Below are 26,615 nucleotides of genomic sequence, written 5' to 3'. Positions count from 1 at the left end.
TCCGTGCCGACGGGCGGCGTGGCCGCCGTCCGTCGGCCCGCGCCGTTGAGACTTTCCACAGCACAGCCGGTTGTCCACAGCGGACAATCGGACGCAATGACTAGTAAGGAATGACGCGTGACGCAGAGTACGGGTCCGGACGGCGAGGACTTCACCCCGGCGGCTGACGGCCCAGAAGGTGCGATCGGGCTGCGCGGCCGGATCGAACCGGTCGGCATCGAGGTCGAGATGCAGCGCTCGTACCTCGACTACGCGATGAGCGTGATCGTCGGTCGGGCACTGCCCGATGTCCGTGACGGCCTCAAGCCGGTCCACCGCAAGATTTTGTACGCCATGTACGACTCGGGTTACCGGCCCGAGCGCGGGTACGTGAAGTGCTCCCGTGTGGTCGGTGACGTCATGGGTCAGTACCACCCGCACGGCGACGCGTCGATCTACGACGCGCTGGTACGGATGGCGCAGCCCTGGTCGCTGCGGTACCCGCTGGTCGACGGCAACGGTAACTTCGGTTCGCCGGGTAACGACCCGCCGGCCGCCATGCGGTACACCGAGTCCAAGTTGGACCCGCTGGCCATGGAGATGCTGCGGGACATCGACGAGGAGACCGTCGACTTCGTCCCCAACTACGACGGCCGGGCGCAGGAGCCGACGATCCTGCCCTCGCGCATCCCCAACCTGCTCGTCAACGGATCGAGCGGTATCGCGGTCGGTATGGCGACCAGCATCCCGCCGCACAACCTGCGCGAGGTCGCGCAGGCGGTGCAGTGGTGCCTCGACAACCCGGAGGTGGACGAGGCGACCACCCTCGACGAGCTGATCAACATCGTCAAGGGTCCCGACTTCCCGACCTCCGGCCTCATCGTCGGTACCGGGCCGATCCAGGACGCCTACCGCACGGGCCGGGGCTCGATCCGGATGCGCGCGGTTGTCGACGTCGATGAGGACAGCCGGGGCCGCACGCAACTGGTCGTCACCGAGCTGCCGTACCAGGTCAACCCGGACAACCTGGCCGAGCGCATCGCCGACCTGGTCAAGGAGGGCAAGCTCGCCGGCATCGCCGACATCCGCGACGAGTCCAGCGGCCGCACCGGTCTGCGCCTGGTGATCGTGCTCAAGCGCGACGCCGTGGCCAAGGTCGTGCTGAACAACCTGTACAAGCACACCCAGCTGCAGGAGACGTTCGGCGCGAACATGCTCGCGCTGGTCGACGGGGTGCCGCGCACCCTCAACCTGGCACAGTTCGTCCGGTACTACGTGGCGCACCAGATCGAGGTCATCGTCCGGCGTACCCGCTACCGGCTGCGCAAGGCTGAGGAGCGCGCGCACATCCTGCGCGGTCTGGTCAAGGCGCTCGACGCGCTCGACGAGGTCATCGCGTTGATCCGTCGCTCGCCCACAGTGGATGAGGCCCGCAGCGGACTGATCGAGCTGTTGACGATCGACGAGGTCCAGGCGACGGCGATCCTCGACATGCAGCTGCGGCGCCTGGCGGCGTTGGAGCGGCAGAAGATCGTCGATGAGCTGGCGAAGATCGAGATCGAGATCGCCGACCTCATGGACATCCTCGCGAAGCCGGAGCGGCAGCGGCAGATCATCTCCGACGAGCTCGCGGCGATCGTCGACAAGTGGGGCGACGAACGGCGTACCAAGATCGTGCCGTTCGACGGCGAGGTCTCCATGGAGGACCTCATCGCCCGCGAGGACGTGGTCGTGACGATCACGCGGACCGGGTACGCCAAGCGCACCAAGGCCGATCTGTACCGCTCGCAGAAGCGGGGCGGCAAGGGCGTCAACGGCGCCGGCCTGCGCCAGGACGACATCGTCAGCCACTTCTTCGTGTGCTCCACACACGACTGGATCCTGTTCTTCACGAACAAGGGCCGGGTGTACCGGGCCAAGGCGTACGAGCTTCCCGAGGCCAACCGCACCGCCCGGGGCCAGCACGTCGCGAACCTGCTCGCCTTCCAGCCGGAAGAGAAGATCACCCAGGTCATCCAGATCCCGGACTACCAGGTGGCCCCCTACCTGGTACTCGCGACCAAGAACGGCCTGGTCAAGAAGACCCGGCTCGATGAGTTCGACTCCAACCGTTCGGGTGGCATCATCGCCATCAACTTGCGTGAAGATGATGAACTTGTCAGCGCCGCACTGGTCGCGCCCGACGAGGACCTGCTTCTGGTCAGCCGGCAGGCGCAGGCCATCCGGTTCAACGCCAACGACGACGCCCTCCGTCCGATGGGCCGGGCGACCTCGGGCGTGATCGGGATGCGTTTTACGGATGGCGACGAGTTGCTAGCTATGGAAGTTGTGCGGGAGGGTATGGACGTGCTGGTCGCCACGGATGGCGGCTACGCGAAGCGGACACCGATCGAGGAGTATCCGGTCCAGGGGCGCGGGGGGAAGGGCGTCCTCACAGCTAAAATCACGTCTCGCCGCGGGGGCCTGGTGGGTGCGGTCGTCATTAGTCCGGACGACGAGTTGTTCGCCATCACCTCTAACGGTGGGGTGATCCGAACTCCGGTGAAGCCTGTACGCCGGACGAGGGATCGGAACACAATGGGGGTCAAGCTGATGGACCTGCCGGATGGCGTGACCCTCGTCGCGATTGCTCGCAACGCTGACGAGCCGGACGAACAGGAATAATTAATGCCAGAGACCCAGGCGAAGTCGGGAAAGGCTGGACCGGCCACCAAGCCGGCCGAGGCTGACTCCGAGTCCCCTGATCACGACAGCACCGGCGAAGACGAAGCCACCGGCGTTGTGGTCGGCCGCGCGACCGTGCCAGGTGAGAAGTCCGAGGGTGACTCGGACTCTCAGGGCTCGACCAAGCCGACCGCGACCGGCTCCGCCTCAGTACCCAAGTTCACCCGGGCACCGGGCATGGCACCACCGCCCGATGCCATCCAGCCGTCCTCGGACGACGAAGACGACGCGTCAGAGGAGGGGGAGGGGGCCGACTCGACCTTGGTCGCAGCCGGCGCCCCTGCCGTGGCCCGCGCGACCGTCCGGGGCGCTGCCTCGGTCACTCGCCCCGGGCTCGCGACGCAGCCGATCAAGACCGGTGGCCGGGTCGGCGGTCCGGGGTCTAGTGGCCCCGGCGGCCGGGTCGGCGCCGCGATCCGCAGTGCCCGTACCACCGTGGCCGCGGCCGCCAGCCGCGGTCCTCGCCGTGCCCGCCTGTACCTGAAGCGGGTCGACCCGTGGTCGGTCATGAAGTTCTCGTTCGCGGTGTCGTTCGTACTGTTCATCGTTGGCGTGGTCGCGACCGCGGTGCTCTACATGGCGCTCGACGCCATGGGCGTGGTCGGCAGCGTCAACAAGGCGCTCAGCGAGATGGTGGGTGCCACCGGCGGCGACAGCAAGAACACCTTCAAGATCACGGCCAAGGGCATCATCGTCGGCTCGGGCCTGCTCGGCCTGGTCAACGTCGTGCTCTTCACGGCCCTCGCGACGCTCAGTGCGTTCATCTACAACGTGTGCTCGGACCTCGTCGGTGGAATTGAACTGACGCTGGCCGAGAAGGAGTGATTTCCTTGGGTACGCCGCGCCGCCAGGCTCAAGTCAGGTGCGGCGTACCCGGTTTGGGATCCGCGAGACGGGTGCGGTAACCTTGCTCGTCGCACCGCTGCGGGAGACCGCAGCGGAGGATGAGGGGCTATAGCTCAGTCGGTTAGAGCGCAGAGCTGATAACTCTGAGGTCGCTGGTTCGATTCCAGCTAGCCCCACATGGTGAAGAAGCTGATCATCCTCGCTGGTGTTCTCGGCGTCGCCGCAGTCATCGCGAAGAAGGTCCGTTCCGCCAACGAGGAGCGGGCCCTGTGGCACGAGGCCACCACCGCACCTGATCTGCGATAGCTTCCGGCCGTCCCCGGCTATCCTCGGCGTGGCGACGCCGTGATAATTGACCCGGTGCCGCGGGAGTACCCGGGGGCGTAGCTCAACTGGCAGAGCACCGCCTTTGCAAGGCGGGGGTTAGGGGTTCGAGTCCCCTCGTCTCCACCAGCAAGAACATCCTTTGATCTTGCGTCAACTACAGACAATGGCCGCTGCGATCCACTCCGGGGTCGCCTGTGTCGGTCGTCTCGTGCCCCCAGGTCGTCACGTACAGCCGCTATTTCGGGCGGCTCGTGTAGGTCTGCTTACCGACGTAAATGGCGGCCAGACTCGCGCTGTGCCGCCACTGTGCGTCTGTGGATAAACCACGCTGACAGTTGTTCCAGCCGCGGCGCATCTTCGTCCAGCCACCGTGTCCACCACCAGTAGAAACGTAAGCGGGCAGCTAATCGGTTGAGCGCGACGTTGAGCCTGTGCTACCACTGCCGAGTCCTGTACGCGATCACGACGCACTGGAGAGGCAGCCCGACATGGTGCCCGGAGACCTGGTCACGCTACGGCCGATGGAGCCATCGGACGCCGACGCGCTATGGCGGTGGAACCACGACCCCGACGTGATGCGCTGGATGAGCGACGGCTATGCCCAGTCACTGGCCCAGGTCAGGAAGCGGATGGAGGAGCAGCCGCGCAACGCGTACGGTGACGTGCTCTACGGGGTCGAGGTCCGCGCCGACGGAACGCTCATCGGCTTGGTTCGCCTACGCGACGCCGAACCGGAGACCGGATGCGCCGAGCTGGACATCTATCTGGGCGAGAAGGAGTACTGGGGACGCGGCTACGGCACCGATGCGATGCGGGCCATCTGCCGGTACGGGTTCGAGAAGATGCGCCTGCACAAGATCACGCTGACCGTCGTGACCGAGAACCACGGTGCCCACCACCTCTACCGGAAGGTCGGCTTCGTCGAGGAGGGCCGGCTGCGTCAGGTCTTCCGACGCGACGGCCGGTGGTACGACATGTTCACGATGGGTCTGCTCAGGGGCGAACTCCGCTAGGCAGGGGCTCCGGTCCGATCGCCGGCCTCGGACCGAGGTGGAGCGGTTTCCGTACGGCCGTCCACTCCGACGAGGGCGGACCTGGCGAGCCGGCCTTCTGAGGAATTTCGGTCGACTGCCCCAGCGGCCGTTTCGGCCGGTACGCCCCGGGAACCTAGGTTGGGTTGAAGGGGGTGATCTCGATGCCCAGGTTCCTCATCCAGGCGACCTACACGAACGAGGGCCTCCGCGGGCTGCTCAAGGACGGTGGCAGCGGGCGGGTCGAGGCGGTCCGGAGGATGGCCGAGAGTGTCGGCGGGCGCCTCGAGTCGTTCGACTTCGGCTTCGGCAAGCCCGATACGTACGTGATCTGCGAGCTGCCCGACAACAAGGCCGCCGCGGCCGTCGCTCTCGTGATCGGCGCGTCCGGCGGGGCCACCACCCAGACCGCGGTGCTGCTGACCCCGGCAGAGGTCGACCAGGCGGCCAAGCAGAACGTGGAGTACCGCGCGCCCGGCGCCTGAACCGCCATCGGACGCTGTCGGACTGTTCCGGACACAACCGGACGCCGGTTTCCGGGGGCGACGCGGCCGAACGTCGTCCTGCGCCGGCAGAACGACGACGGCCACTTGGACTTTTGTACCGATATTGACCGTCAGGCCCGGCTCGGACGCGGACGTCGCGTACAAAGGTGGATGATCATGACATTCACCGCGCGATGAAGACGTCTGGGTAGGAGTACGGATGCCGGTAGGCCGACACCGCAGGCCGCGATCTCGCTGGTTCGTCGTCGGGTACCTGGCTACCGGCCTCCTGCTGGGCGGCGCCGGCGTCACGCGGCTCGTACCCGACGCGATGGCGATGTCCGAACCGCCGGCGAGGGCCGGCCTGCAGAGCGCCCCGCCCGGTGACGCTCTCCCGGCCGATCCCGCGCCGTCGGCTCCGGCGATCGCCTCGGACGCTCCGTCGCCCAGTCTCACGCAGGTCGCCAGTACCAGTGCTCCGGCGAGCCTGCCCAAGGTCGCGCCGCAGCCGGCAACGACCCGGCGGCCTACGGCTCCCGCTCCGGCGGCGCCACGGCGCGCGCCCAAGCCGACCACCGTCGCGCCGGCACCCGTACCCGCGACCCAGCCGTCGGATACGTCCGGTCCGGTGGCTCCGGCGCCGGTAGCCAGCCCGACCGGCTCGTCACCGGAGCCCGCCAACAGCCCGTCCGGGGGAAGCTGACCGCGTCAGTCGGCCTTGGCGCCGGCCGCCACGACCGGCTGCGTACCGGACGGCGACGGCGCCGCGTGGCGCGACCAGGCGAACGGGGCCAGTACCGGGATCACCACGAGCGAACCGATCGCGAACGCCAGCTCGACCCGCAGGCGGACATCCCCGGGGCCGAGCGTGATCGCCACGAGCACCGCGGTGCCCACCAGCCAGCCGAGGGTCTGCGCCGCGTGGCGGCCACGCGCCACGACGGCCGGACCGACCACGCTGGCGACCATGTACGCGAGCGTGCCGGCCGTCAGCCAGGCGAAGCCCGCCCGGCCCAGCACGTCGGGCTGCGAGAACAGGAGCGGGACCAGGTCCGGGCCGACCGCGATGGCGAAGGCCCCGCCGGCCACGCCGAGCAGCACGACCACCCCGACCGACCGGATCAGGACCCGGCGGTACCCCTGGATGTCCCCGCTCGCGAGCGCGCGTGTCAGCGCCGGCAGTAGCGACGCCTGAAGCGCGGCGAAGACGAACAGCGGCATCCGGGCCAGCTGGAGCGCGTTCAGCAGGGAGCCCGCGAACGCGGTGTCGCCTGGGGAGAGCAGCTTGACGTTGATGACGCCGATGTTGACGATGACCTGCATCAGCAGGTTCGAGGCGAGCAGCAGGCCCAGACCCTGGCACAGCGCGCGCAGCGTCACGGGCGCGCCGGAGCCGAGGCCGCGTAGCGCGCCGGGAAGGGTCAGCACCACCGAGGCCAGCGGCGCCACTGCCAGGATCAGCGCGTACGCCACCGGCGAGCGGACGCCCGCCAGACCGAGCCCGGCGGCCATCGCCATCCGCAGGCCGCCGTCGACGCCGAGCTGGGCGCTGTACCAGCCGAAGCGACCGAGCCCGGACATGACGCCCCGGGACGTGTGTTCGCAGGCCAACCCGGCCAGGGCGCCGCAGAGCGCCACCACCATCAGCCGGTCGCCCTCGAAGAGCAGCCGGGACAGCGGGCCCGCGGCCAGTCCGAGCACGACCACGAGCAGCGCGAACATGCCGCCGGCGAACAGGCAGGCGGTACGCAGTACCGGCGCGACGCCCTCGCCGGCGACCGCGCGGGCCGCGACCAGCCGCGAGACCTCCTGCTCGACCGGCAGGAACAGACCGATGCCGACCGAGAAGACCAGCGCCCACAGCACCGACACCGACGAGTAGGCGGCCGGAGCGTCCTTCAGGGCGTGACCGGCCACTGCGAGGTGGACGTACGACGCCAGCCCGAGGACGGCCAGTCCACCGCCGACCAGAATCGTGCCGGCGGGTACCGCCCGCAGCAGACGCTTCACTTGCGGACGAGGGCCAGCAAGAGGGTGATCATCGAGCGAAGCAGGTACACCGTCGACTTGAGCGGGTTTGCGCTCGGGGTACCGGCCATCCGGGCCCGCATCGCCACCGGTACCTGCCTCACCGTGTAGCCGTGGCGGATGGCCCACACGGCGGTGTCGACGGTGTCGCCCAGGTACTCCACCGGCAGCCAGCGGGCGTACCCCTCGATCAGCGGCCGGCTGCACACCCGGAAGCCCGAGGTGGTGTCGGTCAGCCTCGTGCCCGCCATCTTGCTGAGTACGAACGACAGCAGCCTCATCGCCCACCAGCGGGGGCCGCGGGCGTGGTACTCGCCCTCGCCGGCGAACCGGGCGCCGATGACGAGGTCGGAGGTCTCCAGCGCGTCGATCAGCAGCGGAACGTTGCGCGGGTCGTGCTGGCCGTCCGCGTCCAGTTGGACCGCGACGTCGTAGTTGTTGCGCAGGGCGTACAGGTAGCCGAGGCGCCTCGCCCCGCCGACCCCGAGGTTGTACGGGAGGACCGTCACCTTCGCGCCCGCCGCACGGGCGACAGCGGCAGTGTCGTCGGTGGAGCCGTCGTCGACCACCAGCACGTCGTAGCCCGGGAGTTCGGCGTGGACCTCGGCGATGACCTTGGCGATCGACTCGCCCTCGTTGTACGCCGGAATGACGATCAGGACGCGCTTATCGCTCGTCATTGCTGAGCTCCCTGGAGTCCAGCTCGGCGAGCTGGGTGCGGATGAGTGCCACTTCCTCGGCGAGGGTGCGGGTCTCCTCTTCGAGCCGGCTCGTCTCCCAGCTCAGGTGGGTGCAGATGACCAGGAGGAGAAGCACGCCGAGGAACAGCACGAGGCTGGCTCCGGACGCGACCCCGATCAGTTTGGCAAAGGTGTCAAGACCCCGGGGGAACACCGCGAGCGGGACCACGCCGAGACCGACGACGATCCACAGCACGGCGTACTTCTCGCGCAGTTGGCGGCGGCGCAGCAGTTCGAAGATCACAAGCAGCAGCGCGAGACCGACTATCGCGGTCAGGACGTTGAGCTTCATGCGGATGCCTTCCGCGAGCTGAGGGATCCCGGCGGTGCCGGAGCATCGATGAGCGTCTCGTCACATGGTGCCATGGCCCGCGGCCCGTCTCCCGTCAGGTCCGTACCGACCGTGGCGGACGGGTTGACCAGAACCGGGCCGTTCACAACCCGGCCTTCGCCCGCAACGGTTCCCACCAGTTCCGGTTCTCGGTGTACCAGCGGACCGTGTCGGCCAGGCCGGTGTCGAAGGGAACCCGCGGCTGGTACCCCAGCTCGTTGGCGCTCTTGGTGATGTCCACGGAGTACCGCCGGTCGTGGGCCTTGCGGTCCGCCACGTAGTCGACCCGGTCCCAACCGACGCCGCAGGCCTCCAGCAGCAGGCCGGTCAGCTCCTTGTTGGTGAGCTCGGTACCGCCCCCGATGTTGTACACCTCGCCGGCGCGACCGCCGGTCAGCGCCAGGGCGATGCCGTGGCAGTGGTCGTCCACGTGCAGCCAGTCCCGGACGTTGCCGCCGTCGCCGTACAGCGGGACGTTGCGGCCGTCGATCAGGTTGGTGACGAACAGCGGGATGACCTTCTCGGGGAACTGGTACGGCCCGTAGTTGTTCGAGCAGCGGGTGACGACGACGTCCAGCTTGTGGGTGCGGCTGTAGGCCAGCGCGAGCAGGTCGGACGAGGCCTTGGACGCCGAGTACGGCGAGTTGGGCGCCAGTGGCCAGTCCTCGGGCCAGGAACCGGTCTCGATGGAGCCGTACACCTCGTCGGTCGACACGTGCAGGAACCGGCCGGTGCCGTGGCGGACGGCCGCGTCCAGCAGCGTCTGGGTACCGAGCACGTTGGTCACCACGAACGGCTTGGCGCCGTGGATCGAGCGGTCGACGTGCGACTCCGCGGCGAAGTGGACGATGGCGTCGTGACCGGCGACCAGGTCGTCGACGAGACCCTCGTCACAGATGTCACCCTCGACGAAGGTAAGGCCGGGGTGGTCCGCGACCGGGTCCAGGTTGGCCCGGTTGCCGGAGTAGGTCAGCTTGTCGAGAACGGTCACCGTGGCGTCGGTGATTCCGGCGCGCTCTCCAGCCAGGACGGTCCGCACGAAGTGAGACCCGATGAAGCCGGCGCCACCGGTGACGAGGATTCTCATGAGTACCGGACTATAGCGCCCCACTTCGACCCGTGCGCTGTGCGTCCGACGCGTGCGAACCCGCCGTTTTCCCGGTGTGTCGGGCGCCGTCTAAGCTGGCGCGGTGCGTGGAATAGTGCTCGCGGGCGGTACCGGCTCCCGACTATGGCCCATCACCAAGGCCGTGTCCAAGCAGCTCATGCCGGTTTTCGATAAACCAATGATCTATTACCCGCTGTCTACCCTGATGATGGCCGGTATCTCCGAGATTCTGATCATTACGACTCCTGAGGACCAGCCGCAGTTCCAGCGGTTGCTGGGCGACGGTTCGCAGGTCGGGCTGACGCTGACGTACGCGGCCCAGGAGCGTCCGGAGGGCATCGCGCAGGCGTTCGTGATCGCGGCGGACTTCATCGGGGACGAGGCCGTGGCGCTGATCCTCGGTGACAACATCTTCCACGGCGTCGGCCTCGGCCGTCAGCTCAGTGAGAACACCGCGATCAGCGGAGGCCGGGTCTTCGCGTACGCCGTCTCCAACCCGCAGGAGTACGGGGTCGTCGAGTTCGACGAGGCCGGCAAGGTCATCTCCATCGAGGAGAAGCCGGAGAAGCCCAAGTCGCCGTACGCGGTGCCGGGGCTCTACTTCTACGACAACCGGGTCGTCGACATCGCGCGTGGGCTGCGACCGAGCGCCCGGGGCGAACTCGAGATCACCGCGGTGAACGACGCTTATCTACGCGCGAACGAACTTCGGGTGACGGTTCTCGACCGCGGTACCGCGTGGTTGGACACGGGCACGTTCGGCTCGCTGGTACAGGCCGCCGAGTTCGTCCGGGTCATCGAGGAACGGCAGAACCTGAAGGTCGGCTGCATCGAAGAGGTCGCCTGGCGGACCGGTCTCATCGACTCCGCCCACCTGCGCGAGTTGGCCGGGCCGCTGGTCAAGAGCGGCTACGGTACGTACCTCCTCGACCTTCTCGACAAGCCGTACTAGCGAAGAGATCCGGGCATGAAGATTCTTCCCCTGTCGATCGACGGCGCCTACCAGGTGATCCCGGTGCTGCACGGTGATCCGCGCGGCCTGTTCGGCGAGTTCTACCGGCACGACAAGCTGACCGAGGCGGTCGGGCACCCGCTGCGGCTGGCACAGGGCAACCTGTCGGTGTCGGCCCGTGGCGTGGTGCGCGGCATCCACTTCGCCGACGTACCGCCGAGCCAGGCCAAGTACGTCCAGTGCGTACGCGGTGCGGTCCTCGACGTCATCGTGGACCTGCGCGTCGGCTCGCCCACCTTCGGGCGCTGGGAGGGGGTGCGCCTCGACGACGTCGACCGGCACGCCGTGTACATCGCCGAGGGCCTCGGCCACGGGTTCTGCGCGCTGACCGACGACGCCACCCTGGCGTACCTGTGCTCGGAGACGTACTCGCCGACCCGCGAGCACGCGGTACACCCGCTCGACCCCGACCTGGGCATCGAGTGGCCGGCCGACGTGCCGCAACTGTCGGCGCGGGACGCGGCGGCGCCGAGCCTGGCCGAGGCGATCGACAGCGGGCTGTTGCCGAACTACCGCGACTGCGTCGACTTCTACGCCTCGCTGCGGGTGACCGAGCAGCAATAAGTAAGACGTGGCATAAACATAAGCCGCCCGGAGGCGAACCTCCGGGCGGCTTACTCTTTGCCGTCAGACCTCAGGAGACGCGGTCCGGAAGCGGTACCCGCGGGTCCTCGGACGAGACGCCGTCCGTGGAGTCGGCGCGGCGCTCGGCCGTCGCCTCGGGCGCGGGAGCGCCCTCCTGACCGGCCTCGACCTCGGGGTCGCCCAGGGCGGCCGCGAGCGCGGGCCCCCGCCAGAACATGACCGTCAGCACCGCCAGCCCGATCACCATCGCCACCAGCGGCAGGACGGATCCGGTCGGGGGGTGCCAGCTGCCGACGAACGGGTTCAGCCGGCCCAGGCCCGGCTGCGGGTGCGCCCCCCGGTAGGCCCCGCGCTGCCACCGCACCATGGCGTAGATCAGCAGGACCAGGTGGGACGGGACGAGCAGCAGGCAGAACAGCTTCGTCATGGAGTGCGACTGCTTGGCGTTCAGGATCCGCCGCTCCACGATGTACGCGCCCAGCAGCGGCATGCCGACGAGCAACGGCAGCATGTACCGGCCGCCGATGATGAAGCCGGTGACGTTCGCCTGCGAGACCTGCAGGATGCCGGGGGCGACGAAGCCGCCGAGGAAGAGCACGAAGAACCGCCAACGGTCCTTCCAGGTGCCGACCGTCAGCGCGAAGATGACCAGCGCGGCGACCGGACAGACCCACATCCAGTAGAACGGCAACGGCATGAAGATGTCGAACCAGCCCGCGACGCCGACCATGCCCTGGAGGAAGATCTCCCAGCTGGCGAAGTAGATCAGGGCTGCCTGCGCGAGGCCGTAGTGGAACCGGCCGTCGGCGGGCGGCACGAGCTCACCGGCCTTGGAGATGAAGACCCACGCGACCGCGAAGGCGAGCGACGCGGCGATCCCGTACGTCCACCGCCGTACCAGCCGCTGGCTCCACAGGTGCTGCAGGTGGGTGCGGCTCTGCGGGATGAGCAGGGCGACCAGCGCGCACCCGAGCCACAGCGGGCCCAGTGAGCGCAGCGGTGCCAACAACACGGCGCCCGTCCCGGCCAGCCATACCAGGGAAGACTTCGATCGGCTGCCGGGCGCGCCCAGCAGCAGCGGGATGCCGCCGCAGAAGAGCGCGATGCCGGCCGTGATCTCCAGGCCGTTGGGATTGACCGCGCCTGCCAGGTGCGCCAGCATCGGCGTCGCCGACGCCAGCAGGCCGGCGAGCATGAGGCCGTACCGCGACCAGCGGAGCAGCGAGATGAACGCCCAGGCCAGCAGCGCGGCCGAGAGCGCGGAGCTGATCAGGCGGGACAGCACGAGGCCGCCCCAGCTCGGCCACAGCTTCAGCGGCAGTCCGACCGCGGCGTAGTACAGGGGGTTGTAGCGGCCCGCGCTGGTGGGCGCGTCGATGAGCTTTCCGCCGCTGAGCGGCTCCTGGCACGAGGCGGGCTGGTCCGGGTAGAAGCCCCAGCATCTCGCGGGGTGGAACAGGCCCTCGGGAACGCGCTGGTAGGCGCCGGCGCCGGCGTTGTTGACGCCCCAGATGATCTGCGCGGGCTTCGGCACGATCTCACCGGACAGGACACCGACGGCGCGGATTCCGTGCTGCACCTCGTCCGGGGGAGCGTCGTACGGTGCGGCCACCGACCATGCGCTAAAGACCAGGAAGAAGCCGAGGAACACGAGGATCCACTGCTTGCGACCCCCGGCTGGTTTCAACCGGGAAGTCTGCAATCCCTTACTCACAGTGCTACCAGCCCCTGTCGATACGCACTGACGGTCCTGCCAGCGCTAGGCGATCCCGGCAGATACTACGCTGGGCGGTCATCCCGGCGCGCGTCAGACGCTTGGCGGCATGACCTCACCGGGACCACCACGACGGTCACGCACCGCGCGGGTTTCGCCGCGATCGACCGCTCCGGCGCCGCCGCGGTTTCGTGGCCCCGCACCACGATCCGGAGCGGGTGTGACGGCTGTCCGAGGCTGCCCGCGGAGCGGTCATTGGCGTTGCAGCAGCGCGACAGTCAGACCGGGCGGGAACTCCGCGTACACCTGGGTGTAGCCGGGCACGAGAAGTTTCCGCTGCTCGTCGGGGAACTGTCCGACGGCGTTGCCCGTGTGGTACGGGATGACCACCCAGATCCGTTGCTCGTTCCCGAAGCACTCCTCCGGTACGGGGCACTCGGTCGCGTACAGCTCGTCGTTCTGGGCCGCCGACTTCTCCAGGAAGATGGCGTGCGGCAAGACATTCTGCGGCAGGTAGTAGAAGACGCCCTTGTCATGCATGAACCACCAGACCTTCGGCAGTAGAGGGAAGCCGATGGCGTCACCCGGCTGGTACTTCTTGGCGATGATTGACGCCGCTTCCCGGTATGCGTAGGGCTCCGACACGCGAGGGTCGGGATACGTGTAGTACGAGTGCGACAGGGCGCCGCGCATGGCCTTCTGGCCGGGGATCGCCATCGCCGTCAGGACGAGCAGACCGACGGCGGGTACGGCGGCACGCAGCGCCGGAGAATTCCAGGGCACCGCGGCCAGTCCCGCGCCCGCCAGCACCGCCCACAGCGGGACGACGAAGAGCAGGTACTTGGAGAAGAAGTAGTTGAGGTCGCCGAGCGAGACGAGCCAGATCACCAGCAGCGGCACCAGGGCCGCCGCGGCCGCGAAGGCCGCCCGCCGCCGGTAGGCGATCAGGGCGACGACCAGCAGCACCGTGACCGCCCACGCCACCCAGGCGGAGGCGAAGGTCCGCGGCCACACCACCCAGACCTCGCGCGCTTCGAGGTTGATCCAGTTGATCTGCCGGGTGGCCTGCTGCGTCCCCTGGTAGATGACGGGGCCGGCGACCAGGACTCCCAGCACCGCGGCCAGGCTGAACTTCCCGACGGTCCGCAGGCGGGCGCCCCGGCCTGTCGTCGCCAGGATGCCGATCAGGTGGCCGGCCACCACCGACAGCGCGACCGGGTTGAGGCAGCCGATCAGGGCCAGGCACACCCCGTACCCCACCCAGCCCGTGACGGTCGTCCGTCCCAGCGCCCGGAGGAGAAGCAACGTCGCCAGCGAGACCAGCAGCACCACGAGGGCGTACGACCTGGCCTCCTGCGCGAACCTGGTGACGGAGGGGACGATCGCGAGCACGAACCCGCCGGCCATGCCGGCGATCGGGCCGAACAGTCGCTGCCCGATCAGGGCGACGCACGCCACGGCGCCGACCATGGCCAGCACCGACGGCAACCGGACGGCGAGCGGCCCGTCGCCGAAGACCTGCACCCAGTAGTGCATGAACAGGTAGTACGTGCCGTGCACGGCGTCGACGTGCGCCAGCAGCGAGAGGATCTGCCGGGTCGACCGGGAGATGACGCTGATGGTGACGAGTTCGTCCTGCCACATCTCCGCGTACCGGATGCGCCACAGCGCGATCCCCGCCATGAACAGCGACGGCCACAGCCAGACACCGCGGAGCGTCCGGATCACCAGTGGCTGCTCGCGCGGCGGGGGCGGCTCACGGTCCGACTCGGAGCCGGGAGGGTCCGAGACGACTGTGACGGCGTCGTCTGACAATGCGGTCCGATCTATCGGGTTAGGCTGCGGGAAGCCTAGGATAGTGCGGCAGCGGAAGCTAGGTGTTCCCTGAGCCGTTGTGTCAACTCGCCGGGGACCGGATCGTCATCACCGCCGCGCAGCCTCGAACGGGGTCGTGCAAGTCCGGACAGCAAGGTCATACCGGTATACGTCGGCGTTGCAACGCATCTCGGGACCTTGCTAGGGTCGCCGGGTTATCGTCTGCCCGTAGCGGCTCTCCAAGCGGATAGGTCTGGCCAGTCGTCATGACGTTCGACATCATGCTGCCGTACTACGGCGACGTCGCCCTGATGCAGGCGGCGGTCCGTAGTGTGCTGGCGCAGTCGGACCCGGACTGGCGGCTCACCGTCGTCGACGACGGGCAGGAGCCCGGGGTGCCCGAGTGGTTCGCCACGTTGGGCGACGACCGGGTGCGGTACCAGCGCAACGAGCACAACCTCGGTGTCACCAGGAACTACCAGAAGTGCATCGGGCTCGCCGAGCACGAGTACCTGGTCATGATGGGCACCGACGACATCATGCTTCCGAACTATCTGTCCGTGGTGCGCTCCGCGCTGGCGGAGTACCCGGGCGTCGGCATGATCCAGCCCGGGGTCGAGATCATCGACGGTGACGGCCACGTGATCAATACCCTCGCCGACCAGGTGAAGCGGCGGCTGTACGCGCCCAAGGTGCAGACCCGGCGGCTGATGGGCGGCGAGGAGCTCGCCACCAGCCTGCTGCGCGGTTGCTGGTTCTACTGGCCGTCCATCTGCTGGCGTACCGACGCCCTCCGGAAGGTCGAGCTCCGGGAGGACCTGAAGATCATCCAGGACCTGGCCCTGGTCATCGATCTCATCAAGGAGGGCGAGCAGATGGTCGTCGACTCGACCGTCTGCTTCCAGTACCGGCGGCACACGGTGAGCGTCTCCGCCGCCGCCGCGTTGTCGGGTAGCCGGTTCACCGAGGCGCGCAACTACTTCCTCGACGCCAACGAGCAGATGACGGCGCAGGGCTGGCCGCGCGCGGCCCGCGCCGCGCACTGGTACGTGGCGTCGCGCTTGCACGCTGCCACCCTGTTGCCGGCGGCCGTCCGCGCCGGGCACATGGACGGCGTCCGCAAGCTCACCCGGCACGCGTTCGGCCCCAGCAGCCGGTCGAACTGAGACGGGGAAAGACCGCATGGACTCGGTGGATTCCGTACTCAAGGTCGGTAACGGGCGGCGGGTCGCCGTACTAGGCGGCACGGGGTTCGTCGGCCGTCCGGTGTGCCGGGCGCTGGACAACCTCGGTTACGAGGTCGTCGTCATCGCGCGACGCGCGCCCAGGCCGGACGACCGGTACCGGGTCCGGCCGCTCGACCTGGCGTACGCCGAGGTCGACGACGTGGCGCGGGTCTTCCGCGAGGAGAACGTCCGGGTCGTGGTGAACGCCGCCGGCGGCATGTGGGGCCTGACCGACGAGCAGATGGTCGCCGCGAACCTCACCCTCGTGGAGCGGGTCATCGAGGCCGCGGCCGCCCTGCCGGAGCCGCCGCGGCTGGTGCAGCTCGGCAGTGTCCACGAGTACGGCCTGGTCCCCGTCGGCGTCTCGATGGACGAGGACACGCCGGCCCAGCCGGTCAACACGTACGCCGAGCTGAAGCTGCGCTGCACCGAGGCGGTGATCGAGGCGGCCGGGCGCGGCATCGTCGACGGCGTCTCGCTGCGCATCGGAAACGTCACCGGCGCGGGCCAGCCCCGGGTGAGCCTGCTCGGAGTGGTGCTGGAGCAGCTCTGGCAGGCCCACCAGGAGGGCCGGCCGGCAGTACTGAAGATGGGGCCGCTCGGGTCTCTGCGCGACTTCGTCAACCTCTCCGACGTCGTCCGTGCGATCACGACGGTGGCGGCCCTTCCCGAGCTGCCGGCCCGGGTGTTCAACATCGGAACGGGTAGGGCGACCAGCGCGCGTGACATGGTACGGCTGCTGATCGAGGTCAGCGGCGTACCGACCGAACTGGTCGAGGCGCCGCCGACGGCCCCGACCGAGTCGACGTGGCAGCAGATGCGCATCGACAGGGCCCGCCAACTGCTCGGATGGTCGCCCGTAGGCGACCTCAGTGATGGGATGAAGGAGCTGTGGGAGCACCACGCCGAGAACGCCCGCAGCTGATGGGCGGCCTCACGTTGACGAAGTCACGCGGCACCCTCGCGGAGCTGTACTCGGGGCGGGACAACGGCATCGGCCTGGTCCGCCTGCTGCTCGCCATCGGTGTCGTGCTCTCGCACTCCAAGCCGCTCGGTTTCGGCGCGCACGATCTGGGCTACTACCTGTTCAACCGGCAGACGAACGTCGGCACCCTATCGGTGTACGGGTTCTTCGTCCTGTCCGGAATGCTGATCACGCGGAGCGCGCGCCGGACCTCGATCGGCCGGTACGCCTGGCACCGGGCGCTGCGGATCCTGCCCGCCCTCTGGGTCTGCCTGGCGGTCACGGCGCTGGTCGTCGCACCGCTGGTCGCCCTGCGTGAGCACGGCAACCTGAACGGCTTCTGGCACGGCCCCAGCGGTCCGTTCAACTACATCTGGGCCAACATGTGGACGGGGCTGCGCCAGTTCGGCATCCACGACCTGCTGGCCTCGACGACGCCCTGGGGCCGCCACACGAACACGAGCGTCTTCGACGGCGCACTGTGGTCGCTGGCGTACGAGATGCTCTGCTACATCGTCATCGGCATGCTCGCCGTGACATGCGTCCTGCAGAACGCGCGACGGTTCGTCGTGGTCCTCACCGTCGGGACCTACGCCATCATCGTCATGGACTACTGGGAGTCCTCGAGCTGGACCGGGCCGGTGACCGGGAGCTACAGCACCTCGGTGGCGCCCCTGCTCGGCGGGCTGTCCTTCCAGTGGATCGTCTACCTCGGATTCCTGTTCCTGCTCGGTGGGGTCATGGACCTGTACCGGGAGCGGATCCCGGTCCACGACGGCCTCGGGATCGCCTCGGCGATCGCCTTCGTCGGCACGCTGGTCACCGGCGGCTTCTTCGTACTCGGCCTGCCGGCCTTCGCGTACCTGCTGGTCTGGCTGTCGGTACGGATGCCGCGCAAACTGCACTGGGTCGGCCGCAAGAACGACTACTCGTACGGGATCTACATCTACGGCTTCGTCGGGCAGCAGGTCTTCGCCAGTCTCGGCTGGAACCGCTGGGGTTACATCCCGTTCGCGACGATCTCGGTTATCGCCGCGTTCGTGGCCGCGTACCTGTCCTGGCACCTGGTCGAGCGCCACGCCCTGTCGCTCAAGGGCTGGACGCCGCGGCTGCGCCGGGGTGGGCCGGCCGGCCGGTCGGCCGAGAAGGCCGACTCGACCGAGTCGAGCGCCGAGGATCCCGCGCTGTTGCCGGCCGGCACGAAGGCCTAGCGACCACGGTCGCACTGAGAGGGGGCCGGGCTCGATGAGCCCGGCCCCCTCTCGTGTCGGTGCCGGACCGCGCACGCCGTAGCCGATTCGCAACGATTGGCTTCTCGGGCAAAAAACTGGTCCGGGCGCGTGAAGACGGCCATCGCTGGAAAGGGGCCCTGTCCGGAACGGGTGGGCCAGGTCCTAGCGAGGGCGCCGGTCCGCCGGGGCGTCAACCTGTCGAGGATCCCACGCGCGCCAACCCATCCCTTCCGGTCAGGTGTTGTCGACGGAAGTGGAAATCGCATGCGGCACCTCGCCCTGCTGCTCGCCGCGCTCCCCGCCGCCACCCTCGCCGCCGCGTGGTACGCGCTCCGCCCGGCAGGGCCGGCCGTCGGAGCCTGGCGGCTGGCCGCGGTCAGGGCCGGGGTGGTCGTCGGGGCGTACGCCGTGATGACCGTCGAACTGCTGTCGGCCGTCGGCGCGCTGGCCCGTACCGGGCTCTGCGTCGCGTGGCTGGCCGGGCTCGCCGTCGCGGGCGCCGGGGCCGCTTTCCGGCACCGGACCGACCCGCCCCGCTCGGAGCGGCGCAGGTGGGCGCGGCTCGGGACGGTCGAGTGGCTCGTCGTCGCCGGCCTGGCGCTGATCGCCGCCGGAACCCTGGTGGTGGCGCTCGCCGCCGAGCCGAACAACTGGGACTCCCAGGCGTACCACCTGCCCAAGGTGGAGCAGTGGGCCGCGAACGGCTCGGTCGGCATGTACCCGACGAACTTCTTCCTCCAGTCGGCGCTCGCGCCGGGCGCCGAGTACCTGCTGCTGCACCTTCGGCTGCTCACCGGCGGGGACCTCCTGTACAACCTGGTCCAGTGGGGCGGTGGGCTGCTGTGCGCCCTGGCCGCTTCGCGGGTGGCCGCGCAGTTGGGCGCCGGGCGCCTCGGGCAACTGGCCGCCGCCTTCGTTGTCGCGACCGCACCCGCCGTCGTGCTGGAGGCCACGAGTACCCAGACCGACCTGCTCGCGGCCGCCTGGTGCGCCTGCGCGGCGACGCTCGCGGTCGGCGTCGCCTGGAGCCGGTCCGGCGCGTCGGACACGCTGCTGCTCGGTGCGGCCCTGGGCCTGGCGACGCTGACGAAGTCCACCGGGATGGTGGTCGCGGGCCTGATGGTGGCGCTGTGGTTCGCGGTCCGCGCCGCCCGGGTGCGGTCGTCCCGGGCGGCGGCGAGGCTGGCGGGGTCGGGGCTGGCCGTCACCGTGGCCGCGCTGGCGATCACCGGACCGTTCCTGGCCCGGATGGCGGTCACGTACGCGAACCCGCTCGGGCCGCCCGAGGTGGCGGCGCACGCGATGGGGCGACAGGACCCGCCCGCCGTCGCGGTCAACGCGGCCCGGCTGCTGCAGACCGCGACGATGGTCCCAGACAAGGACCTGAACGGCGTCGCTGCCCAGGCGGTGCGGCGTTTCGCCAGCAGCCTGGGCGAGGACGTGACCGACCCGCTGACGACCCGGGCGGCGGGGTACCCGGCGCCCTACGTGGGCGACGACGAGGACATCTCCGGCCTACCCGTACAGGCCGTCGCCGTCGGCGCCGGGCTCCTCTTCTGCCTGGTGCGTCGCCGGGCGTTGCCGTATGCGCTCACCTGCCTCGTGGTCGCGATCGCGTTCGCCGCCACCATCAGATGGCAGTGGTACGTGACCCGGCTGCTGCTGCCCGGGCTGGTCGTCGCCGCGCCGCTGGCCGGGCTGGCCGCGGACGCTCTGGCCCGGCGGGTACGAGCCATCGCTGCTGCCGGGCTGGCGTTCGTCGTGGTCGTCGCCGGGTACACCGGGGTCCACGCCATCCTCTTCGGCTCGCCCCGCCCGCTCTACGGAACACACTCGGTGCTGTATGCCGGAGCGTGGCAGAGCCGGTTCTCGCGCATGCCGGAGTACCTCGCTGACTACCGGTGGGCCGCCGGCACGGTACGGGCCGCCGGCGCGGAGCGGGTCGGCCTGGTGAACAACGACACCGCCACGGGGACCAGGTTCGAGTACCCGATGTGGGTGCTGCTGCGCGGACTGCGCCTGGTCAACCTCTCCTCGACCGTACCCGGCCAGCCAGCCCCGCCGTCGACCAGCGTGAACGCGATCGTCTGCTTCGCGCCGCCACCGCCGGACTGCGCCGCCCACGTACCGCCGGGGTGGCAGCTCCACCACCACGGGAACGTCGCCGTGGCGCTGCCGGCCACGCCGTAGCGCGCTGGTCTCCCGCGTCGTACCGCGTCCGGCTGTCGTCGGTGGCCGGCCACGCAGCCGTTCGGACCCCGCGCCCGGCGGCCGTATCATGCACAGGGCAAAACCCGCCGAGACCGTTTCGAGGTCGCGCTTGTCTACCACAACCAGTCAGAGTCCGGTCACGACGCCGCCTCCCGTCGGGCCGTCGACGTCGACCCCGCTGTGGCGATGGGCCGCCGCGTTCGCGGCTTCCTGGCTGCTCCCGGCCGGTACACATCTGCTCGGCGCCGACTGGCTGCTGCCGCCGATCCTGCTCGTCGGGCTGATGTCGCTCCAGCGTCCCGGACGTACCCTCCTCGACCGGTTCGTCCTCGCGGCGGCCCAGCTCTTCGGGGCGCTCTGCGCGGCCGGGCTGGTGATCTCGGTCTGGCCCTGGCACCTGCACCCCGTGCCGATCGCCGGCTGTGCGTTCACCGGGCTGGTCGTCCTGGCCCTGGTGACCGGCCGCCGTCCCCGGCTCCCGCGCCGGCCGCCGGCCGCGGACGTGGTCACCTGGCTGGCCGGGCTCGCGGTGGCCGTACTGGCGTTCGGGCCCTTCGCCCTGCGCGACCTCGGCGGCCGGATGGGCATCGTCGCGCCCGGCGAGGACTTCGCCCGGCACTTCATGCTCTACGACATGATCGGCAAGGTCGGCGGGTACGCGTTCCTGCACCGCCCCGCCGCCGGGGTCTTCGCCCCCGACGACTACGGCTTCGGGTACCCGCAGGGCACCCACCTGCTCTACGCCGTGCTGGACCGGTTCGTCCGGTCGTCGGACCGCAACGCCGACGCGGTGACGGCCATGGACGTGGCGCTGTGGTGCCACCTCGGCAGCTACGTCTTCCTCGCGCTGGCCCTGCTGTGGGCGGTGCGCCGGGTGGCCGGTCCGGCTCCCGCCCCGGCCGCCCTGCTCGCGGTGCTGGGCGGCGTCGCCGGCGTGCTCTACTTCGGCGACCTGATCACCGTGTTCCTGCGGGGCTTCCCGAACGAGCTGCTCGGCCTGGCGCTGGTCGCGATGCTGACCGCGGTGGTGGCGCGCCCGCTGGCCGGTGTACGCGACCAGGTGGTCACCGTGGCGTCGCTGCTGATCGGCGTCTCGTTCACGTACCACCTGTACCTCCCGTACGCGCTGGTGGTCGCTGCCGTGTGGGCCTGGCGCCGCCGCCGCGCGCTGCCCTGGCGCTTCACGCTGGCCGTCGCCGTCGTGCTGGCCCCCCTGGTGGTGATCACCCCACTGGCGAACCGGCCGTCCGGCTCCGGCAACCAGCTGCTGATCCCGGGTACCGCGCTGCCGGTCGACCGGCCGGTCCTGTGTTTGGTCCTGATCGCGGCCCTGGCCGGGATCTCGGCCCGGTACGGGTGGCGTTCGCCGGCTCGCCGCGTCCTCGCCGTCGAGCTCGCCGTCGCAGCCGGGATGGTCGTGGCGCTGTGGGCGTACCAGTACGCGATGGTCGGGCACTCGGTCTACTACTTCGAGAAGTTGCTGCACATGCTGCTGGTGGTGGGCCTGGTCGCGCTCGGCACGACCGCGCGCCTGCTGCCGTGGTCGCGCGTGGCGCGTCCGAGCGCGGGGCGGTACGCCACCGCGCTGGCCGGCGTACTCGTCGTCGCGTTCGCGCTCGCGGCGTTCGGCGGCCCCTGGCACGCCAAGCCGCTGGCCGGCGCCGGCCTGCGGTACGGGCTCGGGTTGGAGAAGGGGTCCCCGGCCGGTGGCCGCCAGGCCGTCAACCTGGTCCGGGATTACCCGGACGCGAACGGCACGGTCGACGTCGTGCTGACCGCGACGCCGTACGCCAACTTCTACGCCACCCTGTTCACCGCGGTGATGCAGCGCAACTACCGGGTGGGCGAGGCGTGGTACGTCTTCCTGTCGCCGAGCGCGCCGCACCGGCCGACCCTGGCCGACCTGGAGGCGAGGGTGCGCGACAGTCCGGTACCCGTGCGGTTCGTGGTACGGGATCCGGACGCCCGGTTCTTCGCGGCGGAGCCGGGCAGCAGCTCGGCGGCGCCGACCAATGTGGAGGTCGCCCGGACCCTCGCCGGCCGGTACCCCTCCAAGGTGGGGATCCTCGTACTCGGTGCCTGAGCGCCACCTCCGGTGACGCTCAGGCACCCGTCAGCCGTCCTCGCCCTCCTGGAGCGCCGGGAACCGCCGAGCGAAGCCGTCCACGACGGCCCGACCGGTCTCGGAGTCGGCGCCGACGGTCTCATCGGCGACCTCCGCCACCCGCGCCGCCAGCGATCCCTGCGCGCGTCGCATCACCGACATGACCTGGGCCGCGATCTCGTCGGCCGACCAGCGCAGCACCCGGTCGTCGAGCGTCAGGTCGGTCATCACCCCGGAGCCGGCGACCGTCACCCGTACGGCGCCGTCCCGGCCGGACGCCGACACCGACAGCATCGACACCCGCTCGGAAAGCTCCTGGGCAGCGCGGGCGTGGGCCGAGATGCCCGCCGCCCAGGAGTCCACCCAGGCGTCCGCATCGTCCCCCGCGGTACTGAATGGCATTGCCATAACCGCTATCAACCCCCCCAGTACGAATTCTCCGGCCTGTCACGGTACCGAAATCGGGAGGGGCGTTGGGGGCGATCGATCGATCAGGGCAGCGGCGGTGTGACGGTCTGTTCGGACGTGCGGTGCTCCAGGAACGAGTCGGGCGCGGCCTCGAGATCGTTCTCGCGACGGTCGGAGTCCTGGAGGATCGCGGCCGCCTGGGCCCGCGGGTCGTCACTACCGGCCGCCAGCTCCTCGGGGAGCAGATCGGCGGCCCGGCTCTCGACGCGTTCGTCTGTCGGTTCGGTCATGGCGACGTCGTACCCCGTGCGCTTTCGTGGCACACGCTTTTGACCATCGCCACCGGCGCGGACAGGATGGGCTGGTGATGGGAACGCTGAAGACCGAGCCTGCCCGGGAACGCCCCGACCTGTTGGCGCCCCCGGTGCTGGCCGCCCTGGAGACCTGGACCGAGCCGGAGGTGCTCGTCGCGCCGATCGACCCGGCGCTCGCCGACACCGCCGAGTTCTGCGAGGCGTACGGGGTGGGCCTGGCCGAGTCGGCCAACTGTGTCGTGGTGGCGGGCAAGCGGGAGGGCGAGACGCGCTACGCCGCGTGCCTGGTGCTTGCGACCACTCGCGCCGACGTGAACGGCGTCGCGCGCCGGCGCCTCGACGTGCGTAAGGCGAGCTTCGCGCCGATGGACGTGGCGGTGGCGGAGACGGGTATGGAGTACGGCGGGATCACGCCGATCGGGCTGCCGGCGGACTGGCCGATCCTGATCGACGCCCGCGTCGCGGCCACCCCTTACGTGATCATCGGGAGCGGGGTGCGGCACAGCAAGATCGCTCTGCCCGGTACGGCGCTGGTCAGGCTACCCGGGGCCGAGGTGATCGAGGATCTCGCGCGGTGAGGTAGATCAATACCGTTGCACGTGAAACCACGCGTCAGGACTGCTCGCGCACCTGTCGCTGGAGCCGGCCCAGGATCGCGCTGCCACCACGTACCCGCAGCGGGCTGATCGCGGCGGCCAGGCCCATCCGCTGGTAGAGATCGCCGGGGACCGCCAGTACCTCGTCGGCGCTGGCGCCGGCCAGGCCCTCGGCCAGGATGCCGGCGAAGGCGCGGGTCGTCGGCGCCTCGGGCGGGCAGTCGAACCACATCTCGACGCGGCGGTCGGACTTCACCTCGGCGCGCAGGAAGAACGCGGTCTGACACTCGGGCACCTGCTCCATGCCGTCGTGGCCGACCATGTCCGGCGGCAGTGGGGGCAGGGCGTCGACGTACTCGAGCAGCATCTCCAGCACCACGTCGCGCGGTGCGGAGGCGAACTCGTCGATGATCTCGGTGAGTCGGGTAGGCATGTTCATTACGTCAAGCTTATCCGCGCTGAGCGCCGGGTTCCGATCACGACCACCCCGCAGGCGGTCAACGCAGCCGCCCCGGAGGAATACTCCGGGGCGGCTGGCACGGCTCAGTTGTTGGGCTCGGCCCGGCTGATGCCGCCGAGTACCGACTCGGGATCGATCTCCTCGGCCAGGTCGCCGATGGAGACGATGCCCACCAGGTTCTGCTCCTCGTCACATACCAGCACCCGCCGGACCGCGTAGTCACGCATCAGTAGCGCCGCCGACTGCACGGTGTCTTCCGGTCGTACGGTCACGAGATCCTGCGTGAGGATCTCGCCGATCGTGGTGCTGGCCGGGTCGCGTCCCTCCGCGACCGCCCGTACCACGATGTCGCGATCGGTCACCAGGCCGGCGGTACCGTCACCGCCGGCCACCACGATGTCGCCGATGTCCTCCTCGCGCATGGTGCGGGCGGCTTCGGCCAGGGTCGTGTCGCGGGGCAGGGTGACCACGCGTGCGGTCATCACGTCCGCGACGGTCTGCATCGGCATGGAGGCCTCCGGAAGGGGATCGGCGTCTTCGGAGGAGATTTACCCACGCCGTCGTCGATCAATCAGTTCGACCACGTCGTCGACGGGTACGTCGGTGCGGGAACCGTCGATGCGCGAGCGGACCTCGACGTAACCGTCGGCCAGGCGTCGACCGACCACGACGACGACCGGCATGCCGAGCAGTTCGGCGTCGGCGAACCGTACGCCCGCGGACAGCCCAGGCCGGTCGTCCAGCAGCACGTCGATGCCGCGTGCCGTCAACTCCGACGCCAACCGCTCCGCCGTCTCGCCCTGCTCGCCCTTGCCGGTCGCGACGACGTGCGCGAAGGCCGGCGCGACCGATTCCGGCCAGGCCAGGCCACGCTCGTCGTGGTGCTGCTCGGCGATGGCGGCGACCACGCGCGACACGCCTACCCCGTACGAGCCCATGGTGATCCGTACCGGCTGGCCGTCCGGGCCCAACGCGTCCAGGCCGAACGCGTCGGCGAACCGGCGTCCGAGCTGGAAGATGTGGCCGATCTCGATACCGCGTCGCAGGGTGAGTGAGCCGTCGCCGCACGCCGGGCACGCGTCGCCCTCCCGTACGTCGGCCGCCTCGATCGTGCCGTCGGGGACGAAGTCGCGGCCGCAGACGACGTTCACCGCGTGCCGGTCGGCCTCGTTCGCGCCGGTCAGCCAGGCGGTACCGGGTACCACCCGCGGGTCGACCAGGTACCGGATGCCGAGCTTGGCCAGCACCTGCGGGCCGATGTACCCGCGCACCAGGTCGGGCTGCGCGGCGAAGTCGTCGAACATCTCCACCGTCGCGGGGTGCAGCGCCGCCGACACCCGCTTGAGGTCCACCTCGCGGTCGCCCGGTACGCCGACGACCAGGATCGAGTCGCCGACCCGGAGCACGACGTTCTTCAGGGTGTCCGCGGCGGTCCAGTCGGTACGGCCACCCGCCCCGACCGAGTTCGCGTACTCCACAAGCGACGCGATGGTGGGGGTACCCGGCGTGTCGATGACCTCCGCCGCCGGGTGGGTGAGCTCGCCGTTGACCGCCGGCGCCGGCGTCGTCACCGCCTCGGTGTTGGCGGCGTAGTCGCAGGCGGTGCAGCCCACGAAGGTGTCCTCACCGACGGGGGCCGGTGCCAGGAACTCCTCGGAGACCGAGCCGCCCATCGAGCCGGACATCGCCGCCACGATCGTGTAGTCCAGACCGAGCCGGTTGAAGATCCGGATGTACGCGTCCCGCTGCGCCTGGTACGAGCGGCGCAGCCCCTCGTCGTCGAGGTCGAACGAGTACGCGTCCTTCATCAGGAACTCCCGGCCGCGCAGCAGCCCGCCCCGGGGCCGCGCCTCGTCCCGGAACTTGGTGCCGATCTGGTAGAGCGTCACCGGGTAGTCGCGGTACGAGCCGTAGAGGTCGCGTACGAGCAGCGTGAACAGCTCCTCGTGGGTCGGGCCGAGCACGTACCCGGCGCCGCGCCGGTCGCGCAGCCGGAACACGTCGTCGCCGAAGGCGCTCAGGCGACCGCTCGTCTCGTAGTTCTCCTGCGGCAGTAGCGACGGGAACGACACCTCCTGCGCGCCGATCGCGGCCATCTCCTCGCGTACCACCGCGGCGACGCGGTCGAGTACCCGCTGGCCGAGCGGCAGCCAGGCGTACCCGCCCGGCGCGAACCGGCGGACATAGCCGGCGCGTACCAGCAGCTTGTGGCTCGGGACCTCGGCCTCGGCCGGGTCCTCGCGGAGGGTACGGACGAACAGGCTCGACATGCGCATCAGCATTCGCGCAGCGTACGTCCTCCCGTCCGGGCCGCACGCGCGGGTTTGTCGGACGGTTGACAGATCCATCGACAACCATGCGGGGGCAGGAGCGCG

Annotated in this window: 25 protein-coding genes and 2 tRNA genes; 16 read left to right on the top strand and 11 right to left on the bottom strand. The window is 69.8% G+C overall.

Annotated elements, in window-relative coordinates; all coding sequences use genetic code 11:
• Nucleotides 1-183: 183 nt before the first annotated feature.
• The 8 genes from gyrA (at nucleotide 184) to Pme01_RS09275 (ending at nucleotide 6,095) form a co-directional block, all read left to right on the top strand.
• Nucleotides 184-2,643, top strand: coding sequence for a DNA gyrase subunit A (gene gyrA, locus Pme01_RS09305; protein WP_420850485.1), 2,460 nt, complete (start codon nucleotides 184-186; stop codon nucleotides 2,641-2,643).
• Nucleotides 2,644-2,646: 3 nt separating this feature from the next.
• A complete protein-coding gene (locus Pme01_RS09300) occupies nucleotides 2,647-3,528 on the top strand; it encodes a DUF3566 domain-containing protein (RefSeq protein WP_168113654.1) in 882 nt (293 codons plus the stop codon).
• Between the two features lie 123 nt (nucleotides 3,529-3,651).
• A tRNA-Ile gene (locus Pme01_RS09295) sits at nucleotides 3,652-3,725 on the top strand.
• 1 nt (nucleotide 3,726) lies between these two features.
• Entirely contained in the window at nucleotides 3,727-3,855 is a 129-nt protein-coding gene (locus tag Pme01_RS30830; protein ID WP_239088103.1) for a DLW-39 family protein, read from the top strand.
• Between the two features lie 71 nt (nucleotides 3,856-3,926).
• Nucleotides 3,927-4,002 (top strand) — tRNA-Ala (locus Pme01_RS09290).
• 362 nt (nucleotides 4,003-4,364) lie between these two features.
• On the top strand, nucleotides 4,365-4,889 hold the full coding sequence (locus Pme01_RS09285; protein ID WP_168113653.1) for a GNAT family N-acetyltransferase: 525 nt from the start codon (nucleotides 4,365-4,367) through the stop codon (nucleotides 4,887-4,889).
• Between the two features lie 182 nt (nucleotides 4,890-5,071).
• Complete coding sequence (locus tag Pme01_RS09280) at nucleotides 5,072-5,392, top strand: GYD domain-containing protein (protein ID WP_168113652.1); 321 nt, start codon at nucleotides 5,072-5,074, stop codon at nucleotides 5,390-5,392.
• A gap of 220 nt (nucleotides 5,393-5,612) precedes the next feature.
• Nucleotides 5,613-6,095: a hypothetical protein gene (locus tag Pme01_RS09275; RefSeq protein WP_168113651.1), complete on the top strand. Its 483-nt coding sequence runs from the start codon at nucleotides 5,613-5,615 to the stop codon at nucleotides 6,093-6,095.
• 5 nt (nucleotides 6,096-6,100) lie between these two features.
• Here the strand turns inward: Pme01_RS09275 and Pme01_RS09270 are convergent, their stop codons facing one another.
• The 4 genes from Pme01_RS09270 to rfbB all read right to left on the bottom strand — a co-directional run bounded on the left by Pme01_RS09270 (nucleotide 6,101) and on the right by rfbB (nucleotide 9,578).
• Nucleotides 6,101-7,402 carry a polysaccharide biosynthesis protein gene (locus tag Pme01_RS09270; RefSeq protein WP_168113650.1) on the bottom strand — a complete coding sequence of 434 codons (1,302 nt, stop codon included), beginning with the start codon at nucleotides 7,400-7,402 and terminating at the stop codon, nucleotides 6,101-6,103.
• Nucleotides 7,399-8,100: a glycosyltransferase family 2 protein gene (locus tag Pme01_RS09265; RefSeq protein ID WP_168113649.1), complete on the bottom strand. Its 702-nt coding sequence runs from the start codon at nucleotides 8,098-8,100 to the stop codon at nucleotides 7,399-7,401. Before Pme01_RS09265 ends, Pme01_RS09270 begins: the two co-directional genes overlap by 4 nt.
• A complete protein-coding gene (locus Pme01_RS09260; RefSeq protein ID WP_168113648.1) occupies nucleotides 8,087-8,452 on the bottom strand; it encodes a DUF2304 domain-containing protein in 366 nt (121 codons plus the stop codon). The genes Pme01_RS09265 and Pme01_RS09260 overlap by 14 nt, the downstream gene beginning before the upstream one ends.
• Before the next feature lie 142 nt (nucleotides 8,453-8,594).
• Nucleotides 8,595-9,578 carry a dTDP-glucose 4,6-dehydratase gene (rfbB, locus tag Pme01_RS09255; protein WP_168113647.1) on the bottom strand — a complete coding sequence of 328 codons (984 nt, stop codon included), beginning with the start codon at nucleotides 9,576-9,578 and terminating at the stop codon, nucleotides 8,595-8,597.
• A 103-nt stretch (nucleotides 9,579-9,681) separates the two neighbouring features.
• Here rfbB and rfbA point away from each other — a divergent pair, with 103 nt between their 5' ends.
• A complete protein-coding gene (gene rfbA / locus Pme01_RS09250) occupies nucleotides 9,682-10,551 on the top strand; it encodes a glucose-1-phosphate thymidylyltransferase RfbA (RefSeq protein WP_168113646.1) in 870 nt (289 codons plus the stop codon).
• A 15-nt stretch (nucleotides 10,552-10,566) separates the two neighbouring features.
• The gene (locus Pme01_RS09245) at nucleotides 10,567-11,175 is read left to right on the top strand and encodes a dTDP-4-dehydrorhamnose 3,5-epimerase family protein (protein ID WP_168113645.1); all 609 of its coding nucleotides are present in this window, start codon (nucleotides 10,567-10,569) and stop codon (nucleotides 11,173-11,175) included.
• A gap of 70 nt (nucleotides 11,176-11,245) precedes the next feature.
• Here Pme01_RS09245 and Pme01_RS09240 read toward each other — a convergent pair whose 3' ends face one another.
• Nucleotides 11,246-12,883 carry a DUF2142 domain-containing protein gene (locus tag Pme01_RS09240; RefSeq protein ID WP_168113644.1) on the bottom strand — a complete coding sequence of 546 codons (1,638 nt, stop codon included), beginning with the start codon at nucleotides 12,881-12,883 and terminating at the stop codon, nucleotides 11,246-11,248.
• Between the two features lie 279 nt (nucleotides 12,884-13,162).
• The gene (locus tag Pme01_RS09235; RefSeq protein WP_168113643.1) at nucleotides 13,163-14,638 is read right to left on the bottom strand and encodes a glycosyltransferase family 39 protein; all 1,476 of its coding nucleotides are present in this window, start codon (nucleotides 14,636-14,638) and stop codon (nucleotides 13,163-13,165) included.
• Nucleotides 14,639-14,991: 353 nt separating this feature from the next.
• On the opposite strand from Pme01_RS09235, the gene Pme01_RS09230 reads away from it, so the two are divergent.
• The 5 genes from Pme01_RS09230 to Pme01_RS09210 all read left to right on the top strand — a co-directional run bounded on the left by Pme01_RS09230 (nucleotide 14,992) and on the right by Pme01_RS09210 (nucleotide 22,441).
• Nucleotides 14,992-15,891, top strand: coding sequence for a glycosyltransferase family 2 protein (locus tag Pme01_RS09230; RefSeq protein WP_168113642.1), 900 nt, complete (start codon nucleotides 14,992-14,994; stop codon nucleotides 15,889-15,891).
• Nucleotides 15,892-15,907: 16 nt separating this feature from the next.
• Nucleotides 15,908-16,876, top strand: a complete 969-nt coding sequence (locus Pme01_RS09225) for an NAD-dependent epimerase/dehydratase family protein (protein WP_168113641.1) — start codon at nucleotides 15,908-15,910, stop codon at nucleotides 16,874-16,876.
• The gene (locus Pme01_RS09220) at nucleotides 16,843-18,126 is read left to right on the top strand and encodes an acyltransferase family protein (protein ID WP_168113640.1); all 1,284 of its coding nucleotides are present in this window, start codon (nucleotides 16,843-16,845) and stop codon (nucleotides 18,124-18,126) included. Before Pme01_RS09225 ends, Pme01_RS09220 begins: the two co-directional genes overlap by 34 nt.
• A 285-nt stretch (nucleotides 18,127-18,411) precedes the next feature.
• A complete protein-coding gene (locus tag Pme01_RS09215; protein WP_168113639.1) occupies nucleotides 18,412-20,337 on the top strand; it encodes a hypothetical protein in 1,926 nt (641 codons plus the stop codon).
• Nucleotides 20,338-20,467: 130 nt separating this feature from the next.
• Complete coding sequence (locus tag Pme01_RS09210; protein ID WP_168113638.1) at nucleotides 20,468-22,441, top strand: hypothetical protein; 1,974 nt, start codon at nucleotides 20,468-20,470, stop codon at nucleotides 22,439-22,441.
• A gap of 30 nt (nucleotides 22,442-22,471) precedes the next feature.
• Here Pme01_RS09210 and Pme01_RS09205 read toward each other — a convergent pair whose 3' ends face one another.
• Both Pme01_RS09205 and Pme01_RS09200 read right to left on the bottom strand, forming a co-directional pair.
• Entirely contained in the window at nucleotides 22,472-22,864 is a 393-nt protein-coding gene (locus Pme01_RS09205) for a YbaB/EbfC family nucleoid-associated protein (RefSeq protein WP_168113637.1), read from the bottom strand.
• A gap of 89 nt (nucleotides 22,865-22,953) precedes the next feature.
• Entirely contained in the window at nucleotides 22,954-23,160 is a 207-nt protein-coding gene (locus tag Pme01_RS09200) for a hypothetical protein (protein ID WP_168113636.1), read from the bottom strand.
• A gap of 77 nt (nucleotides 23,161-23,237) precedes the next feature.
• Here Pme01_RS09200 and Pme01_RS09195 point away from each other — a divergent pair, with 77 nt between their 5' ends.
• A complete protein-coding gene (locus Pme01_RS09195; RefSeq protein ID WP_168113635.1) occupies nucleotides 23,238-23,762 on the top strand; it encodes a YbaK/EbsC family protein in 525 nt (174 codons plus the stop codon).
• A gap of 34 nt (nucleotides 23,763-23,796) precedes the next feature.
• Here the strand turns inward: Pme01_RS09195 and Pme01_RS09190 are convergent, their stop codons facing one another.
• From Pme01_RS09190 to Pme01_RS09180, 3 genes are all read right to left on the bottom strand, one after another.
• Nucleotides 23,797-24,213, bottom strand: a complete 417-nt coding sequence (locus Pme01_RS09190) for a SufE family protein (RefSeq protein ID WP_168113634.1) — start codon at nucleotides 24,211-24,213, stop codon at nucleotides 23,797-23,799.
• Nucleotides 24,214-24,323: 110 nt separating this feature from the next.
• Entirely contained in the window at nucleotides 24,324-24,743 is a 420-nt protein-coding gene (locus Pme01_RS09185) for a CBS domain-containing protein (RefSeq protein WP_168114061.1), read from the bottom strand.
• A 45-nt stretch (nucleotides 24,744-24,788) separates the two neighbouring features.
• Nucleotides 24,789-26,522 (bottom strand): proline--tRNA ligase, encoded by a 1,734-nt coding sequence (locus Pme01_RS09180; RefSeq protein WP_168113633.1) that lies wholly within the window; start codon nucleotides 26,520-26,522, stop codon nucleotides 24,789-24,791.
• Nucleotides 26,523-26,615: the final 93 nt, after the last annotated feature.

Origin of the sequence: Planosporangium mesophilum, from assembly GCF_016863255.1 — a bacterium.
GTDB lineage: Bacteria > Actinomycetota > Actinomycetes > Mycobacteriales > Micromonosporaceae > Planosporangium > Planosporangium mesophilum.
The sequence above is the reverse complement of the archived record's forward strand: the minus strand, read 5'-3'. Positions and strand labels throughout refer to the sequence as shown.